The 18,959-nt window shown below is 39.6% G+C and carries 14 protein-coding genes and 1 pseudogene; 4 read left to right on the top strand and 11 right to left on the bottom strand.

Going from position 1 to position 18,959, the window contains the following annotated elements; genetic code table 11:
• Positions 1–582: 582 nt before the first annotated feature.
• The 3 genes and pseudogenes from ACFIK2_RS05905 to rpmE all read right to left on the bottom strand — a co-directional run.
• A pseudogene (locus ACFIK2_RS05905) lies at positions 583–829 on the bottom strand (ABC transporter); the annotation flags it as partial.
• 98 nt (positions 830–927) lie between these two features.
• The gene (locus ACFIK2_RS05900; protein ID WP_375633438.1) at positions 928–1,242 is read right to left on the bottom strand and encodes an ATP-binding cassette domain-containing protein; all 315 of its coding nucleotides are present in this window, start codon (positions 1,240–1,242) and stop codon (positions 928–930) included.
• Positions 1,243–1,529: 287 nt separating this feature from the next.
• Entirely contained in the window at positions 1,530–1,751 is a 222-nt protein-coding gene (gene rpmE, locus ACFIK2_RS05895) for a 50S ribosomal protein L31 (protein WP_375633439.1), read from the bottom strand.
• A 186-nt stretch (positions 1,752–1,937) separates the two neighbouring features.
• Here rpmE and ACFIK2_RS05890 point away from each other — a divergent pair, with 186 nt between their 5' ends.
• Positions 1,938–3,728, top strand: a complete 1,791-nt coding sequence (locus ACFIK2_RS05890) for an ABC transporter transmembrane domain-containing protein (protein ID WP_375633440.1) — start codon at positions 1,938–1,940, stop codon at positions 3,726–3,728.
• Between the two features lie 1,940 nt (positions 3,729–5,668).
• Here the strand turns inward: ACFIK2_RS05890 and ACFIK2_RS05885 are convergent.
• The 5 genes from ACFIK2_RS05885 to tkt form a co-directional block, all read right to left on the bottom strand.
• Positions 5,669–6,103, bottom strand: coding sequence for a hypothetical protein (locus ACFIK2_RS05885; RefSeq protein ID WP_375633441.1), 435 nt, complete (start codon positions 6,101–6,103; stop codon positions 5,669–5,671).
• Positions 6,104–6,762: 659 nt separating this feature from the next.
• On the bottom strand, positions 6,763–7,794 hold the full coding sequence (locus tag ACFIK2_RS05880) for a class I fructose-bisphosphate aldolase (RefSeq protein WP_375634413.1): 1,032 nt from the start codon (positions 7,792–7,794) through the stop codon (positions 6,763–6,765).
• A gap of 108 nt (positions 7,795–7,902) precedes the next feature.
• Positions 7,903–9,096 carry a phosphoglycerate kinase gene (locus ACFIK2_RS05875; RefSeq protein ID WP_375633490.1) on the bottom strand — a complete coding sequence of 398 codons (1,194 nt, stop codon included), beginning with the start codon at positions 9,094–9,096 and terminating at the stop codon, positions 7,903–7,905.
• Between the two features lie 512 nt (positions 9,097–9,608).
• Positions 9,609–10,616 carry a type I glyceraldehyde-3-phosphate dehydrogenase gene (gap, locus tag ACFIK2_RS05870; protein ID WP_375633443.1) on the bottom strand — a complete coding sequence of 336 codons (1,008 nt, stop codon included), beginning with the start codon at positions 10,614–10,616 and terminating at the stop codon, positions 9,609–9,611.
• A gap of 176 nt (positions 10,617–10,792) precedes the next feature.
• The gene (gene tkt / locus ACFIK2_RS05865) at positions 10,793–12,799 is read right to left on the bottom strand and encodes a transketolase (RefSeq protein ID WP_375642902.1); all 2,007 of its coding nucleotides are present in this window, start codon (positions 12,797–12,799) and stop codon (positions 10,793–10,795) included.
• A gap of 334 nt (positions 12,800–13,133) precedes the next feature.
• On the opposite strand from tkt, the gene ACFIK2_RS05860 reads away from it, so the two are divergent.
• Together ACFIK2_RS05860 and ACFIK2_RS05855 are read left to right on the top strand one after the other, a co-directional pair.
• Positions 13,134–13,409, top strand: coding sequence for a DUF4164 domain-containing protein (locus ACFIK2_RS05860; protein WP_375617852.1), 276 nt, complete (start codon positions 13,134–13,136; stop codon positions 13,407–13,409).
• A gap of 12 nt (positions 13,410–13,421) precedes the next feature.
• Positions 13,422–13,805, top strand: coding sequence for a cell division protein ZapA (locus ACFIK2_RS05855; RefSeq protein ID WP_375636496.1), 384 nt, complete (start codon positions 13,422–13,424; stop codon positions 13,803–13,805).
• Positions 13,806–15,281: 1,476 nt separating this feature from the next.
• Here the strand turns inward: ACFIK2_RS05855 and pyk are convergent.
• Both pyk and ACFIK2_RS05845 read right to left on the bottom strand, forming a co-directional pair.
• Positions 15,282–16,718 carry a pyruvate kinase gene (gene pyk / locus ACFIK2_RS05850; protein ID WP_375633445.1) on the bottom strand — a complete coding sequence of 479 codons (1,437 nt, stop codon included), beginning with the start codon at positions 16,716–16,718 and terminating at the stop codon, positions 15,282–15,284.
• A complete protein-coding gene (locus ACFIK2_RS05845; protein WP_375633446.1) occupies positions 16,715–17,203 on the bottom strand; it encodes a DUF1036 domain-containing protein in 489 nt (162 codons plus the stop codon). The genes pyk and ACFIK2_RS05845 overlap by 4 nt, the downstream gene beginning before the upstream one ends.
• 263 nt (positions 17,204–17,466) lie before the next feature.
• On the opposite strand from ACFIK2_RS05845, the gene ACFIK2_RS05840 reads away from it, so the two are divergent.
• A complete protein-coding gene (locus ACFIK2_RS05840) occupies positions 17,467–17,727 on the top strand; it encodes a DUF2312 domain-containing protein (protein WP_005774567.1) in 261 nt (86 codons plus the stop codon).
• A gap of 560 nt (positions 17,728–18,287) precedes the next feature.
• On the opposite strand, the gene rimJ is transcribed toward ACFIK2_RS05840, so the two are convergent.
• Positions 18,288–18,854: a ribosomal protein S5-alanine N-acetyltransferase gene (gene rimJ, locus ACFIK2_RS05835; RefSeq protein ID WP_375633447.1), complete on the bottom strand. Its 567-nt coding sequence runs from the start codon at positions 18,852–18,854 to the stop codon at positions 18,288–18,290.
• Between the last annotated feature and the right edge of the window lie 105 nt (positions 18,855–18,959).

The following is an 18,959-nucleotide window of genomic DNA, read 5'->3' as shown; positions in this document are numbered from 1 at the left end:
CTGCGTGCCCTCTTAGCTCTGTTTTGTAAAATCGATAAAAAACATCTCTCAGCCCATTTATCGGCTCTTTTTCCATAAGCCGGCACCATCACACATTTTGCCACCCTCTAATATTGCTACAGCCCTTAAAACTTGAGAGGATTCATAAGAAGCATTGTTCTTTCTCAAGTGTTTTACACCATACAGACTTCCCCACTTGATATATGTAAGAGACATGATTTTATTGGTTCATCATACATAGGTTTGAAATAAGAAAATTTATAATTTTAGAAGCTCTCATCCAACGTGCAAAACAATGAATTATCCTTATAAATCAACGTGACAGTGCTGTTATGAAGAGAACTCCTTGCTCATCTTAATAGTCCATAGCGATTTAACTGGATATCGTTTTATATTTTGTACACAGATGAAGTATTTTTATAAAAATGCTTCATCTTGCGCAGAAAAAAGAACAGCCCGTAAAAAAAGAAAAGCATCTCAATGCTTGCCTTTCTTTCTTCCATGAGAGTTTCAAATTGATAAGCCTGTCTGAAAAGAGTGCTGTTTACGCCCTTAAAGATACTGCTCTTGTATCAAGATTACTTACTCAGATGAGAATTGCAGTTTAGCCAAATGCGCATAAACATTATTTTTTATAATGAATTGTGTGTTCCTTCTTCCACAAAAGCGCCTTTATCCATCACGAGAATACGATCAGCTTTTAAAATTGTTGCCAAACGATGTGCAATGACCAGGATTTAGGATTTTGTATCAATCCTTCTAAGATATCTTGCACCAACTTTTCACTGTTTGCATCTAAAGCAAATGTTATTTCATCAAGTAGCAACATTTTGATTTATAATAATAATTCATTGTTTTATATGTTGAATGAGAATCCCGAATACCGTAGGATTCTCTCATTTCAAACCATGTTTCATGGTGAACCAATCAAAACCATGCCTTTTGCACTTTACAAGTGGGGAGAGCCCGCGTGCATAAAAAACTATTAAGAAAGAACTTAAAATGCCTATAATAAATTATCTCAAGTGCCAAGGGCTGTAGCAACATCCACGAGTTGGCAAATATAATGATGGTGCCGGCTTGCAACAAGAGGGCTGCATTCCTTAAAATCGCCAGTGCAATACCAATGCGTTGTTTTTGCCCCCCAGAAAGCATGGTACCACGTTCTTCTACTTGCGTATTCAAGCCATCTGGTAAAGCTTGAATAAATTCAAATGCATTGGCAGCTTTAGAAGCGGCCAAAATTTCCTCTCCATGGGTATGTTCAGTTCCAAAAAAAGAAGAAAAGTTTACAATTATTTTATTTCAAGTCTTTATACTCTAGGGAAGAAAGGATTTATGCATATATTCAAAATGATTTTTGAATTTAAAAACGCAACCACAATGATTTATAAGTGTTTAAGACCCATCTGTTTATGTCGGATGCGTTTTTGAATTAATATTTAAAGTGCACTCTTTGATAGGATAAAAAATCCATCCATTTGCAATCGATTTGTTTAAAACCTTTGTACCCCATAAAAAGGAGGCTTTTACATGCCAATATTACCAAAGCGATTTTTGAATTTAGAAAGACGACCACCGCGATCTACGAGTGTTTGGGAGCCACCTGTCCATGCCGGATGCGTTCTTGGATCAATATCTAGATTAAGAGTATCGCCTTCTTTTCCCCAAGTAGAGCGCGTCATATATTGGGTTCCATCCGTCATAACAACGGTAATTTTATGATAGTTGGGGTGAATATTCGCTTTCATGCGTCAAACCTTTTGCGTTTATAGAATGAAATAGCACTTGCTTGTTTTTTTAAGTGCACTTCCTTTGTCTTTTTGATACATTGATTAAAGTATTTATTCCTATAACTGAGCACGCATCAAAAAACAAGTGTTCAAGATACATCATTGTATCAAGTGTTACAAATCCAATACAGTGAGCAAAATTTTATGACATTACGTTATCGTTCAGAAAAATCGACAAAGTCTTCCCCTAAGAAATCTTCATTCTCTTCGCTTGCAATTTTTTTTCCTTATCTTTTGCGCTATCGTTGGTTGTTTATCTTTGCTTTTCTAGCGTTATCTGTTGCTGCTCTTGTCACATTAGCTTTGCCTGTGGCTATCCGCCAAATGTTTGATCATGGGTTTTCTACTTCAAGCCATGGACATATCAATTTTTACTTTGGAATTTTGTTTATCTTAGCCTTGTTTCTCGCATTTGCTTCAGCAGCCCGTTATTACTGTGTTATCACCTTAGGAGAACGGATTGTTGCCGATTTACGGCGTGATGTGTTTGTCCATATTATGAAACTTTCTCCTGCTTTTTTTGATCGATCACATTCAGGAGAGATTGTTTCAAGGCTTCTAACAGATACCACACAAATAAAATTAGCTGTGGGCTCTACCGCCTCTACCGCATTGCGTCAGCTGATTATCGTGATCGGAGCCGTCGTAATGATGGTGATCACCAATGCTAAATTGTCTTTGTTGGTTTTAGCTGCTATTCCTGTTGTGGCCATTCCCTTGGTAGTCTTTGGACGTAAAGTTCGCTCTCGTACCCGCGCGGCGCAAGATCGTCTCGCAGATGCCAATGCTGTTGCTACAGAGCAGGTAAGTGCTATTCGCACTGTGCAAGCTTTTACCGCTGAAAAACTCGTTACAATACGTTTTTCACAATTGATAGAACGTGCTTTTCAAACAGCACGTGCTTCTGTAATCTTGCGCTCCTTTTTTACGGGGTTTGCAATTTTTTTGGTTTTTAGCAGTGTGGTTGCTGTTTTATGGATTGGATCGCGTGATGTTTTGAATGGAACGATGACAGGGGGAACCTTAGGGCAATTTGTCCTTTATGCGGTTTTTGGAGCTTCTACTTTTGCGCAATTATCGGAACTGGGAGCAGAATTAATCCAAGCAGCAGGCGCTGCTGAACGGCTTGCCGAATTGTTACAAGAACAACCTACTATTGTAGCTCCTAAAAATGCTTTATCATTAGAGCAACCTGTTCGAGGTGAACTTGTTTTTGATCAGGTTGATTTTACCTATCCTTCTAGACCACAAGAGAAAGTTTTACGCTCGCTTTCATTTTCTGTAAAAGCAGGCGAAACGGTTGCTTTTGTTGGGGCTTCCGGAGCAGGAAAAAGCAGTATTTTTTCTTTGATCCTTCGTTTTTATGATCCAATAAGTGGAACAATTCGGTTGGATGGCATGGAAATTAATCGCCTTTCTTTACAAGATTTACGCAGTGCAATTTCCTATGTTCCACAAGATGTCGCCATTTTTGATGGAACATTGCGTGATAATATTATTTTTGGAACTGAAAATACCCATGAAGAGGAAATCCTTGTTGCCGCTAAAGCGGCTAATGCACTTGAATTTATTCAAGCTTTACCAGATGGCTTGAATACGCAAGTAGGAGAACGCGGTACCATGCTTTCTGGGGGACAAAAACAACGCATTGGTATTGCGCGGGCAATTTTAAGAAATGCACCCCTCTTGCTGCTTGATGAAGCAACATCGGCTTTGGATGCAAACAGTGAAAAGTTGGTGCAAGACGCTTTAGAAGGATTGATGCAAAATCGTACAACCTTGGTCATTGCACATCGTTTAGCAACAATTTTAAAAGCAGATCGTATTCTTGTGATGGATAAAGGCGCCCTTGTTGAAGAAGGAACGCATGCTGAACTTGTGGCAAAAAATGGCGTTTACGCTTACCTCGCAAAACTCCAATTTTCACCTGAGTAAGTGATCATGATACAAGAGCCGTATCTTTAAAGGCATAAACAGCACTTTTTTCAGACAGGCTTATCAATTTAAATCTCTCATGGAAAAAAGAAAGGCAAGCATTGAGATGTTTTTCTTTTTTCTGCGCAAGATAGAGCATTTTTATAAAGACACTTCTGTGTACAGAATGTAAAATGATACCAAGTTAATCTCTATGGACTATTAAGATGAGCAAGGAGTTCTCTTCATAACAGCGCCATAACGGTGATTTATAAGGATAATTCATTGTTTTTCATGAAAGATCATAAATACCATAGGATTTTCTCATGTCAAACCCTCATAGTAAGTCAAACAAAATCTCTTGCTTGCTCATCACAAGCAGAGTTGGCGTGTGAAGTGAAACGGTACAAGAAAGGAATAAAATACCTCTCTTGCCCCTTTACATTCTAAGGGCTGTCAAAACATTGGGGCGCTGACAAAAGAGTATACGCTGGCAAAAAGTATAATAGGTGCTCGCTTGCTTGAGACCCTTATGCGGCTCACACTTGATAGGGTTCTAGGGACACAAGCTCTATCCTAAAGACTGACCACACTCTTTAAAAAAACTGAATATTAAAAATTTGCCCTCTCTCACCGCTCTAAACAATAGTGTTTACCGAAAATCATGACAAATTGTAATTCACAAATACACTTCTCTATTGCAAGAGTATCCTTTTATTCTCTTTCAAAAACACGAACACTTTTTGAATATTGTTTACAGATCCGTCTTATTGAAAAAGAGCAAAGATTTTTTTAGCACTTTTGGGCTTCTTATAACTTTTGTGTGAGAGCACATGAGAAACAGCGTTTATAATAAACTGGCTTTTGGCAAAATCGTAAAATTTTATCAAATTTATTGTTTGTAAATATCACCACGACCACTGTTCTGCTCTTGCAGACACGCAACCTCAAAACGACGTTCTCTTTACTCACAAATCGTCTCTCCAGCTCTCTCTTTCAGTCATAGCCCATAAAAATAAGGATAGAGTACTTCGATTAAACACCATCTTCTCACCCCCTCCAAGAGCCCCATATATTTTACAGCTCTCAATTTTATAGCACCCCCTGTCGTGCTTTAAGAAGGCATTTTAACGATGATAAGAACATGTACAAAGAGGATATATCTTTAGGGTCTTTATGTTTTAAAGCTTGCACTAAATCATAATTTTTTTGTATAGCGAGCTAAGCGTATGCAGAACTGACACCCTAACCATTTCAAACCATTCAGCTGTTTCAGGAACAGATAAGCCAAGTTTTACGATTATATCTTCAACCACGAATTCACCGAAGTACGGAGGATTTTCATCATTTTTTAGCGCTCCCTCTTCAGTGATCCTCTAGATAATTAACTCATTCAGCATCTATACCAGAAAAGCGAAATATTACATGCTAATTTTCCTTTACATTCATTAGCCAAGCCCCCTCAAAATAACCTTTTAGTGAATAGAGCTAAAAGGATAAGTCTTCAAAACCATTTGGTGATATAGCTATATCAAGAGCACCTAAAATACGACTTAGTTGCTCAATATAGGCGATTTTCCCCTTTTTATCGTATCAGTCTTGTAGAAGACTTTAAGTCTTTTATGCTTAAATCAAAAAATTATAATTGGATTATATTGCATAAAGATGCTTTTTCTCATTTTTCCATTTAACACACGATAAGTTACCATTTAGGCATGATGAGAAGCTTTCCCCTTATATCATACATGTTAAAAACAAAATAAGCCGTTTGGGTATCTTAAGGTCAAGGATGCAGTTAGGCGCAACTTGTAAAGGGTTGCCTTGAGGCTTAAGGACCCAAGGCTTGTTAGTCCCTTCATTAAAAGCGGGTCTGATGTCATTATTTTGGAGAGCGATTATTAAGAATTTGAGAGGCTGTCTGCCTCTCATTTTGATTTGTATGCAAACAAAATGCACTCTATTTATTCAGGAAGAATAAGAATATACCCAGGAGGTGCTAAACGGAATAAGAGAGCGTCGTAACCCCACGCAGCAGACAGGAAGCAAATAGAAGAAACGCCTTCAAGAATTGTTAAGAATAATGCGTACGATATAGCGGCTTCATCTGCTGCTTCGCGGCGTTCTATAAGATATCCGAAAAAAAATAAAAAGCACCCTATTCCACTCACCGACCCAAAGACTTTTAATGCGGTATGAACCGGCCCACGTATGTTGAGCAAGATAATAAAAATTATGAAAGTAAATACTGTAAAGATCCCTTCGAATACCCCACGCACCATATTGCACAATTTTCGCATCATAATTGCAGAAAAGCTCTGTTCTGCGTATCGATTTTTTCTTTTGATGCTTGTATTCTTAGAAGATATACTGTTATTCTTAGAAGATATACCGTCCACAACTCCCCCCGTTTTAAGCCAAGATGCTATGAAGTTAGTTACTTTCAATTATATCATCAAAAAATACAAGAAAAATTTATCCATTTTAACGAAAAAATAGGTGTTTTATTGAGGTGCAAATCTATTTTCTTTCGCAAGAGTTATTCAATTCGTTCGCCAATAGAAAACTACCCCCATTGAAGAGGAAGCTATCCTGACGCAGAAAAGCTTCATAATCTGTATTCCAATCCGCTCAGAAATCGCAACTTTCTAATCTACCCGCTTAATCCACCTTTGAAACTGCAATCAAATAAATTCTGCTGATGACAAGTAATGATAACATGAAAAAGAGAAAATATCACAATATCAAACTCTTCAATACAGTATGAGCTTTATGATTTTCACTCAAGAAGTAAGTGCCCACCCATGAACGACACCATACTAAAGTGCTGTGCATTCACAAATTTCCTAGCATTATCTCCCCTTCTCGAAATTGCACCTCTCCCGCAATCTTATCTCTCGATAGCACCCATTAAAGACTTTTAAAAGGTCCAAGGAAAAAACTCTCTGAGAAAGCTTTCAAGCCTAAAATGTCCCCGCCATTCTTATCATGATGAGGGCGCAAAAAATCACGCAGAAACATGAAAAATCTCTCCGCATTTAAAAACAGAGCTTGTCCTTCAAGCGCACGCTTTTTCTTGTTCTTTTGTCCATTGTCCCAAAGCCGCAAGATGGTTCATCCGAGCGCGATGACGAAATGCCTTCTGTGCAACAGCAATATTTTCATCTTTTCCTGCCCATGCTTTTAAGGCAGCTGCTTGCAATGCTCGTCCATAGGAAAAGGTCAATTTCCAAGGCAATACGCCCAAAGAATTCATGGCAGATAAATGCGCCGTTGCTTCCTGATCAGACTGCCCTCCAGAAAGAAAAGCAATTCCGGGAACAGCGGCAGGAACAGTCTGTTTAAGCACTTGGATGGTCTTTTCAGCAACTTCTTCAACAGAAGCCTTGCGAGCATCCTTTCCATCAATCACCATATTGGGCTTTAAAATCATCCCCTCCAAAAGAACACGAGCTTCAAACAATTCTTTAAAGACAGCCTGCAAAACAGTGCGTGTCACCTCAAAGCAGCGTGTAATTGAATGCCCACACGATGGTCCATCCATCAACACTTCCGGCTCAACAATGGGCACAATATTGAACTCCTGACATAAGGCAGCATAGCGTGCAAGAGCTTGTGCATTTTGTCTTATGGCGCCTCTTGTTGGCAAAGTGTGTTCATCAATAGCAATTACCGCACGCCATTTAGCAAAACGTGCTCCCAAAGCATAATAGTCTTTTAGCCGCTCACGAAGACCATCCAACCCTTCGGTAATTGTCTCTTGGGGAAAAGCAGCCAAGGGTTTTGCACCGGTATCAACTTTAATCCCTGGCAAAGCGCCTGAATCCCGAATAAGATCCGTCAACATTTTCCCAGTAGATGCTTTTTGCCGAATGGTTTCATCAAATAAAATAACCCCAGAGATGGCGTTTTCCATCGCTTCTTTTGTACTAAAAAGCATTTCACGATAAGCACGGCGCTTATCTTCATTGGATTCAACACCAATGCTTTCAAAACGCTTTCCAATGGTCGCCGTACTTTCATCTGCCGCCAAAATACCTTTACCCGCATGCACCAAAGCAAGTGCAATATCTTCAAGCCGTTCATTCATAAAAAATTCCTCTTTATTTTGTCTTAATTTCTAAAAATGCGCAACACTATCAAAACACTCTACACGACCGTATAGTTTTTCTTTAACCTTCCCCTTCAAAGAAGCCCTTTAAGCCTGCATAAGGGCAAGAATACCAGGAAGGGTTTTTCCTTCCATCCATTCCAAAAAAGCTCCTCCAGCAGTCGAAAGATAAGTAAAATCATTGGCAACACCGGCATGATTAAGGGCAAAAACCGTATCGCCCCCTCCCGCAATTGAAACCAACTTTCCCGTCAAACTACGTTCTGCTGCATGGCGTGCAACGGCAATGGTTCCCTTATCAAAGGGAGACATCTCAAAAACACCAAGGGGTCCATTCCACACAAGAGTAGCAGCTTCATCTATCGCAGCATTGATATGCGCAATAGAGCGCGTCCCAATATCCAATATCATGCCATCTTGTGGAATATCTTCAATGTCATAAAGACGATGCGGTGCATCTTTTTCAAAGCGAAATCCAACGACAGCATCCTGAGGAAGCAGAAGGGTACAGTGACACTCTTGCGCTTTTTTAATGATTTTTTTTATCGTTTCCATCAATGCATGTTCACACAGTGACTTACCAACAGACACACCTTGCGCTGCTAAAAAACTGTTAGCCATGCCCCCACCAATCACGAGATGATCAACCTTTTCCACCAAATGATTGAGCACAAAAAGCTTGCTGGAAACTTTCGCTCCTCCCACAATGGCAACCACAGGGTGTGTTGGATTGCCAAGTCCTTTTTCTAACGCCTGCATCTCACCTTGCAAAGAGCGCCCTGCATAAGAAGGCAACAAATGCGTTATTCCCTCCACCGAAGCATGGGCACGATGAGAAACTGAAAAAGCATCATTAACATAGAGATCTCCATTATGAGCCAAAGCTTCTGCAAAAGAACAATCATTCTTTTCTTCACCAGCATAAAAACGAACATTTTCAAGCAGTAAAACACCACCATTTTGTAATGACTCAACTGCAACCTGCACCGTCGAACCGATACAGTCAGGAGCAAAAGCAACCGGCTGATTAATGATCTTTTCCAGCACTTGCACAACAGGACGGAGTGAAAACTCTGGCTCTACCTTTCCTTTGGGGCGACCACAATGAGAAAGCAGAATAAGTTTAGCACCACACTTTTGCAGCTCAACGAGTGTCTCTTTATGTCGCTCTAAGCGTGTCGTATCACAGACCTTACCCTGCGCCATTGGCACATTAAAATCCACCCGCACAAGAACACGTTTTCCAGTGACATCAACATCATCAAGTGTACGAAACCCCATCACTGCTTCCTCTTCACTTTCCATTGTTTCAAATAAAAACGCATCCAACAACCCTGCCCACTTTTCTTTCCACTTATCCCCTCTTTGCTTTTACAAGAGACCCACGACAGCCCATCTCTCACCCTCTGTTTGAAAAGCCAAAGCTTTCATCATCAAATGTACAAAAGCCACTCATTGCTCTTAATCTTCATATCCCATTGTGGCAAACAAATGCATTGGCTCAACTTGATCTCTATTAAAGCTTCCTTTTACTTCTAAGCAAAAGAATTTACATCTCCTGTTTCCTAACGTTTTCTCAAAAGGTGTCTCGTTCATATCTTACTTTTTCAAAGTTTACTCTTTCATGCAGGTTTTAAAAGCACGTATTGACCCAGTATTAAAACAAAACACATCATCAATATTTCAATAGCCTCTTCTCTCTAGCGCATGAGAACAACAGCCTCTATCTGTTTTTCTCAAAATTGCACAAAAATGAGACTTTTCCCTATAAAAATGAGGACCCTGAGGTCCTCTTATATTGTCTTAGCAAAAGCCACTGCCGTATCACTCATACGGTTAGAAAAGCCCCATTCATTATCATACCAAACCAAAACGCGACAGAGCTTACCATCAATCACTTTTGTTTGATCATTGTGGAAAATAGCTGAATGAGGATTATGATTAAAATCACAACTCACAAGTTTCTCTTCTGTATAATCCAAAATGCCCTTCAAAGGACCTTGTGCAGCAATAGCAATAGCTGTATTAATTTCTTCGATTGTTGTGGAACGCTTAGCGATAAATGTCAAATCAACCACAGAAACATTAGGGGTCGGAACACGAATCGATACACCATCAAGCAATCCCTTTAATTCTGGCAAGACCAATCCCACAGCTTTTGCCGCTCCTGTTGAGGTAGGAATCATAGAAAGAGCTGCCGCACGTGCACGATAAAGGTCCCGATGCATTGTATCCAACACAGGTTGATCACCCGTATAAGAATGGATTGTTGTCATGAAGCCCTTTTCAATGCCCACCGTGTTATGTAAAACTTGTGCAACAGGCGCCAAACAATTGGTTGTACAAGAAGCATTTGAAACAACGCGATGCTCGCTGCTTAAAGATTGATGATTAACCCCATAGACGACCGTAAGATCTGCTCCTTCAGAAGGCGCAGAAATAAGAACACGCTTTGCCCCCGCATCTAAATGAGCACTTGCTTTATCACGCGCAGTAAAAATACCCGTACATTCCAAAGCAATATCGATATCCAAATCTTTCCAAGGCAATTGAGCAGGATCACGCTCTGCGCATACCTTTATTAAACCACCTCCCACATCAATAGCATCCCCTATCACCTTAACGATATCAGGAAAACGCCCATGAACTGAATCATAGCGTAATAAATGGGCATTTGTTTCCACCGATCCCAAATCATTAATTGCAACCACTTCAATATCTTGTCGTCCACTTTCCACAAGTGCACGTAAAATATTGCGACCAATACGACCAAACCCATTAATTGCAACACGAACTGTCATTTCACATGTTTCCTCATAAATTTTTTAAGCACAACATTTAAAACACAATAAATGGGTATTTCACCAATCCCAAATCATTAATTCCCACATTGTCAATATCTTGATCACTCACTTATCCACAATAATGCACAAAATATGATGCCCTAAAACCACCCCATTCATGACAACACAAGCTGTCACTTTGTCTTTTCTTCTTTGATCTTTTCCAGCTCTTTTTCAACGGTGGCAACGACATTTTCCCAAGTAATACCAAAATGCGCATAAAGGGCATCAATTGTTCCACTTGCCCCAAAGCCCTTCATACCAATAAACACACCATCACAGCCAATAAAACGGTCCCATCCTTGGGCGACGGCAGCTTCAATGGCAACTTTAATCGGTGCATCTCCAATGAGAGCACGCTGATAGGAGAGAGATTGTTGAGAAAAAAGTTCAAAACAAGGCACAGAAACCACACGCGTTGGGATGCCTTTTTCTTCTAACACCGCATGTGCCTCCACTGCAATTTGCAATTCTGAACCAGAAGAAAACAGCGTCACTTGTGCATCATCGCTAGCTGTTAGGAATTCATAAGCACCAAGCATACAGAGATTTTCTTCTTCATACTCCTGACGCAAAAGCGGTAGATTTTGTCGACTCAAAGCCAAGGTAGAAGGTGTCCCGCGTGCTTTCAAAGCCAATTGCCAACACTCGACTGTCTCCATAGCATCGGCAGGACGGAACACAAAATGATTAGGCATTGCACGCAGGCAAGCCAAATGCTCCACGGGTTGATGGGTCGGACCATCCTCACCAAGACCAATAGAATCATGAGTCATGACATAAATCACCCGCAACCCCATGAGAGAAGACAAACGCATAGCAGGACGCATATAGTCAGAAAAGCATAAAAAGGTTCCCCCATAAGGAATAAAGCCGCCATAAAGGGCAAGACCATTCATCACAGCTCCCATTACATGTTCGCGAATTCCATAATGCAGATAGCGCCCTGAAAAATCTTCAGCAGAGATACTTTTCATCTGGCTGCTTTTTGTATTATTAGATCCGGTTAAATCAGCCGAACCACCAATAGTTTCAGTAACGACTTCATTAATCACTTCAAGAGCCATTTCCGAAGCTTTACGCGTAGCAACAACAGGGCGCTCTTCAACGAGTTTTTGTTTATAAGTATCAATAGCACCATCAAATCCGCCCACGAGATCGCCCCGCATCAATCTTTCGAACTCCACACGCTCTGAAACAGGAAGATCAGCAAATTTTTCTTCCCATTTTTGGCGTTTTTTAGCAGCATTGAGACTAGCCAAGCGCCAATTATCAAGAATATCGGCTGGAATAACGAAAGGCTCAGCATCCCACCCTAACGCGATACGGGTTTCAGTGATTTCTCGTGCGCCCAAAGGAGCTCCATGAACTTTATTGGTACCCGCTTTATTGGGTGCTCCAAAACCAATTGTTGTTTTACAAGCAATCAAAGTTGGTTTATCGGAGTTTTGTGCCGCCTCAATAGCCCGCGCAATTGCTGCTTGATCATGCCCATTGACTTTATGTGTCTCCCAACCAGATGCCTTAAAACGCGCAATCTGATCTGTACTGTCAGCAAGGGAAATCTCTCCATCGATAGAAATATTATTATCGTCCCACAATACAATAAGCTTATTGAGTTTCAAATGACCAGCAAGGGAAAGTGCTTCTTGAGATATCCCTTCCATAAGGCATCCATCACCCACCAACGCATAAGTGTAATGGTTGATAAGATCACCAAAACGGGCATTTTGCAAACGCTCTCCAAGAGCCATCCCCACGGCATTAGCCAACCCTTGTCCAAGAGGACCAGTCGTTGTTTCGATTCCTGCCACATGCCCATATTCTGGATGCCCGGCAAGCTTTGCTCCTAATTGGCGAAAATTTTTGAGATCTTCAATGCCAATATCTTCATAACCAGAAAGATACAAGAGAGCATAAAGCAACATAGACCCATGTCCTGCTGATAACACAAAACGATCACGGTTAGGCCAGCGAGGTTTTTTGGGGTCGTGAGCAAGAAATTTTGTGTAAAGAACCGTAGCAATATCGGCTGCTCCCATTGGCAAGCCCGGATGACCAGAATTTGCTTTTTCAATCGCATCAATAGCAAGAAAACGGATAGCATTGGCCATCTGATTCTGTTGGTGGGTGTTTGTCATGAATAATCGACCATTTCGTTAAATACGTTATTCTGTTGCTTTTTCCGTATTCTCTTAAAATTCTCAAGAAATACTATTTTCTAACCATTAGCGTGAGACTTTTTGCCACCACTTCAATAATATTAATAACATTCCCCTCACGCGTTCTGTATATCCATGTCATTTATGCCAATACGCGCAAAAAATCCAGCTTTTAATTTATATCTATCCCCTGCTTTGCTTGCTAAAATATCCTACATACTTAAAAATAAAATGCACACAACACAAGAGTGAAAGTGATTCGTTTTTGCATAACACATTGATAAAGGATACAATTACCCAAAGGATAAAGGCAATGAACCAAGAGACTACAGTTCTACAAGATGCTTTAGAGCACCTAGAAAAGGCACTTAGAACTTTAGAGATTACCATAATAAACCGCAATGCCGTTATTAATAAAAATAACGAATGGGAAGAAGAAATCCAACGAATGAATGCTGACCGCAGCCATCTTGCCCAAGCGCTTGACAAAGCTGAAGCCCAAATTGAACGCTTAGAGTCCGTAAACAAAGAAGTTTCCAAACGTCTTATTAAAGCAATGGAAACAATTCGTGTTGTCATTGATAGATAAAGGTTTGAATGTATGGAAACTGTTTCCGTTACCATTGATGGTAAAGTTTATCGCATGGCTTGTGACAAAGGACAAGAACGTCGTCTTATTGCGCTTGCTGCTCAATTGGATCAATATATCACACATTTAAAGAACAATTTTGGTGAAATTGGCGACCATCGTTTATCGGTTATGGCTGGCATAATGATTATTGATGAAATGGAAGAAATAAAACGAGAAAATAAAAAATTACAAGAAGACTACAATACTCTTTTACGACTCCACAACGAAAGAGACCGCACCATGGGGAAAATTATGCGTGACACCACACAACGCATTGAAAATCTCACCAACCAATTGCTCAAAGATGATCAAAACTGCACAAACATTCAAGAACAAGAACAGGAAGATTTCTAAAAAGTACATCAGCGCGTAATAAACCAGAGACTTGACTTGTCCGCCACATCTCACAGGATAAAAATTCTTAAACCCACACCAGTGTGTAAACAGTCTGTTTTTTTATAGGAAGGATTCCAGCTACTCACGACTTATGGGATTAACTTAAACCTCAACAAGAAAGTCCTACCCTGAATATTTGACCTCCGCACAAACGCTTCCTATATCAAGGAGGCTGTCTTATATCACCCCATTTCAAATGAGATGTCTTTTAACCGCGCAATAAGATAACAAAACCAACATCCTTGTAAAAAAATCATATAAATGACAACAGCAACAAACAAATAAATCACCCTTCGAAAAAAAGAGCTATATTCATGTTCCCTATGAATGCATGCCAAAAAATTCTTTCCCCTAGATAATATCAAGCATATTCAATATATATTAAAAAATAACCTTATCTATTATACCGTAAAACACCGCCACTTGATAATACAAGCACCATGGAGTCTTTGCACCTGAAATGTCCATCCGATGAAACCCACCGAAAAGAACCGTATCATTTATAAACCAGCGTGAATTAAGTATTTTCATCCTTTAGAGCAGGAAAAAAGTCAAACTCGAAGAGTATGTTAATCTCATACAACCTCAAACATTATAAACAACAATAATAGCTCTTGAAAACATTCTCTACCGCTATTTTTTATCCTTATAACAAATAATCCATATTTCTCTCCCCCCCCCTCAAAATCTCCAAGCTTAATAAAAGAAAGAGCAAGTCGGTATCATCATTATAGTCAGCCCTCAATATTACGATAGCCCCCTTGGCTCGTAAAACGATTCATAAGAGGCATTTTTGTACAGTTTTTACCCACATGTCCCACCCGCTTGTGACGTGCAAACAAAGAGTTATGATTAACAAAACATAAATAAATTGAAGAGAATTTTACGGAATTCGGGGTTCTAATTAAAGTTTAATAACGATAAATTATCATTATAAATCAACATGTTGCAAATGCTTCGACAAAGCATATTTTAAAAACACATTCACCCATCACTTTTTCTCATAACATACCAGTACGATTTTTTAGGCACATAATTTTAACTTTATTCAATTCTGTTGGCAAAAGTTTAAAATGAGAACAATTTCAAGGCTCTTATCCAAAAAGAAAAAGAATAAATTCTCATTATCAATAAACATCTCGCTCGTATAAACATCAATAAAGCAATCCCCAATATGCCTCAATGAAATAAAAGGAGGAGCTCCCATTAAATGCCTACCGTAAAAGCAGCTTCCTCAAAACTAAAACAAAATCAACAGACAACATCACCGCATCTGCTCCCATCCCCAAACTGGACGACCTAATGCAACACCTTGCTATCTTACGATAGGAGATAAAAGAATAATGGGCCTATGGAGGCATTCACAAGAAGCGCACACCCGTTGTTTTTAAAGCCTGTTCAAAGGCGCATGAAAAAACACCATGCGTAAACGGCTCAAATCCCTTTCGTTCCATCTTGGGAGACAGAGGCAATACGCAAGAGATTTGTCGCACCGGGCGTTCCAAGGGGAACCCCAGCTGTCACAAGGAAGCGATCTCCCCCTTTGCAAAAACCTTCCTGAAATGCAATGGCTGCTGCACGATCAACCATATCCTCTAAACTCCGTGCATCTTGCGTGACCACACAATGAAGCCCCCAAACTAAAGCCAAACGCCGTGCTGTTTCCACAATGGGCGATAAAGCAATAATGGGTCTATTAGGGCGTTCACGAGAGGCACGCACCCCGGTGGTTCCTGAAGCCGTATAAGCAATAATAGCGGATAGCGCAAGTGTTTCAGCAATCTGACGTGCAGCAAGAGAAATCGCATCCGTTCCTGTTGATTCTGGTGCTGGATGTTGTGCTCCAACCTGAGCGGCATAAGTATGATCTTGTTCGATTTGTCGCGCGATTCGGTCCATCATAAGCACAGCTTCTTCAGGATAGCGACCAGAAGCAGATTCAGCAGACAACATCACCGCATCTGTTCCTGCATAAACTGCTGTAGCAACATCCGACACTTCTGCGCGTGTCGGAACAGGAGATGTAATCATTGATTCAAGCATCTGTGTTGCCACCACAACAGGCTTTCCTGCTAAACGACAAGCTTTTATGAGCTCCATCTGAAGTGCAGGGACCTTTTCCAAAGGCATTTCCACTCCAAGATCACCCCGTGCAATCATAATACCATCGGATACCTCAATAATTTTCTCTATATGCTCCAAGGCTTGAGGCTTTTCGATTTTAGCCATCAAAGACACCTTGCTTTTCGTCAACTGACGCACCGCCATAATATCTTCTGGACGTTGAATAAAAGAAAGAGCAACCCAATCAACAGGCTGCTGTAAAAGAGCCTGAAGATCCTCCTTATCTTTTGACGTCATTGAATCAAAAGGCAAAATTGTATCGGGAAAACTGACACCCTTTCGATCAGAAATACGGGTTCCAGCAACCACGCGACACTGTACAGAATGACCATCACAAACTTGCGCACGCAGTTCCACCCTTCCATCATCAATCAACAACCGGTCCCCTGGTTTAATCGCCGAAAATACATCCTCATGAGGGAAAAAAACACGCTGTGCATCACCAAGAACATCGCGATTATCTAATGTAAAGTTTTGTCCAACACGCAAATCTTCTTGACCCTTAGCAAAACGCCCCACACGCAGTTTTGGCCCCTGAAGATCCACCAAAATACCAATGGGGCGTCGAACTGTTTTTTCAACTTCTCGTATAGACTTGACCAAATCACCCATCATATCACGATCAGTATGGCTCATATTAAGACGAAAAACGTCTGCTCCTGCCCTAAAAAGCTTCTCAATCATCAAACGAGAAAAAGAAGAAGGACCAAGAGTCGCAATAATTTTCACTTTACGTGCACGTTTCACGGTGGAGAATTTCCTGAAAGAGAAGGTATAACTGAATTGTTTAACAAAGACTCATCCGTCAACTGGATCATCCAACTGGTTTGATTTCCGGTATCGATTTCTTTAAATTCAGCCTTTTGATATCCTCGAGGGAAACAATCATGAACGCCTTGAATGGTAAATTGGCTATCTTGCACACACATGGTTACAGAGCCTGCCCAGTTCCCCTTTTTTTGTGCCCCTTCCGCATAAAAATAATAAAACCGTGAAGCAAGAGGCCCCTCAATTAAGGTTTTACACTCCGTCACGGGTACCGTCCACCAACCTTCGCTCACCCATCCTGAAAATGTACGATATCCAAGAGCAACCCCTACAGACTGTTGGGTTGTATTACAAACCCTAAAGTCAGCTTTTGCAAAAACAACAAGGGGAAACAAGAGCAAAATGCTCAAGAAAAAAACCTTAAATCCTTTCTGAAGCACCCAATATCGTTTTTTTAAAATCACAAAACTTCCTCTATAATGTCAAATTCTCAAAACAAATTACACACTTCTTTTTCAAAAGCTTTTCAAGTCTAAAACGTATATTTTTATATTTTTCTTTTTATAGCCCTTTTATCAATGCATATATCTTAAAAATTTTACAAAATATTTAAAGTCAATTTGTAAAAAAGCTGTGTAGCTTGATTTACTTTATTGTTTTCAAGCTTTTTTAACATAAATTCGTCGTCGAAAAACAACTTAAAATATATAACTTGGAGAAAAATACAATGAACGATACAGTAACCGATCAAACACACGCTATATCCGTAAACCAATTACGCTCTTTTATCGAACGTATTGAACGACTAGAAGAAGAGAAAAAAACCATTTCTGATGATATTAAAGACGTTTACACTGAACTTAAAGGCTCTGGTTTTGATAGTAAAGCTGTTCGAAGCATTATACGGCTGCGTAAAAAAGAAGAGCATGAAAGAATGGAAGAAGAAGCAATCATTGAACTTTATAAAAATGCGCTTGGTATGAATTAAAACCATTGATAACATTGGAAATTTTTTTAAGAAAAGAAAATACAAAAAAAATGGCAAAAAACAAATGAATGTATAAAAATTTCACCCAAACAATAAGCCGTTTGTGTAACTTGTAACGAGACTATCGATCACAGAATACACAATATTGCAACAGCCCTCACATTTAAAAGGATTTATACAGAGAATTTTTATTCTTGTTCTTCAATCATTTTTATCCACATAAACCCTCACTTGTATGCCAACCTATGCCAACCCAGTTTGTGATGTGCAAGAGAGGTGTTTTTATGATTAAACATCAATAAATTTGAAATGAGAAAGTCTTCCGATATTGAGGACTCTCTTCCTTCAAATTGAACAAAATGAATTATGATGATAAATCAATTCATTATCTACAAAAAGAAACATATGAAAGCGGTCAGCAGTTGAAATCCGCTAAATGAGAGTCTGAGCTGTTTACAAAAGAAGAGCTGGTTAAGGATCTTTATCTTTTAGGATAGGCAGAAATTCGGCATATTTACACATTTGATAAAAAGCCCCTTGATAGAACTTTTAATAAAACTTTATTCGAATCTATTAACCGACTCATACAGATCATTGATTCGAGAGGTTAGAATGTGATCTCTCCATTTTCCAGAAATCATCAAATAGTCTTTGGCATAGCCTTCTTTTTCAAAATGAAGGCGTTTTAATAAACGTTCGCTTTTTATGTTCTCAGGTCTATAATTTGCCATCACTCTATGCAGATGATAAACATGAAAGATATGCCGTATTAGAGCCGATAAACTCTCAAACATAAGACCTTTACCTTGTTGTTTTTCATCAAGAGAAAAACCAAGATGACAAGCTTGAAAAACACCCCGAACCACATTTGTAAAATTCACAACACCAATGACTGTGTTTTCATTTTTTAATCGTACGGCATATCGGTATGCTTGTCCTTGTGCACTTTCATAAGCAAATGCATTAGCTCGTGTTTCCCAAGCTGTTAGGCTGTGGTAACCATCAGATCTAACAGGTTCAAAAGGACGCAGATGATTCGCATTACGGAGGGAATAAGAAGACAGTTCAGCTGCATCTTCTAAACCGATCAATGTAGAAATTGTTCGCTTTGTTTTAATTGCTATCATTTTCTCCTCCTAGAAATGTTACAATAACACGTTGATTTATCCTAACAAATCATCATTTTTAAACTTAAATCATAACGTCGAATACAGTAAGCTTTCCTCATCACA

It is taken from the genome of Bartonella sp. AP88XZML (genome assembly GCF_042195565.1).
GTDB lineage: Bacteria > Pseudomonadota > Alphaproteobacteria > Rhizobiales > Rhizobiaceae > Bartonella.
This window is presented reverse-complemented; position numbering and strand designations above follow the sequence as displayed.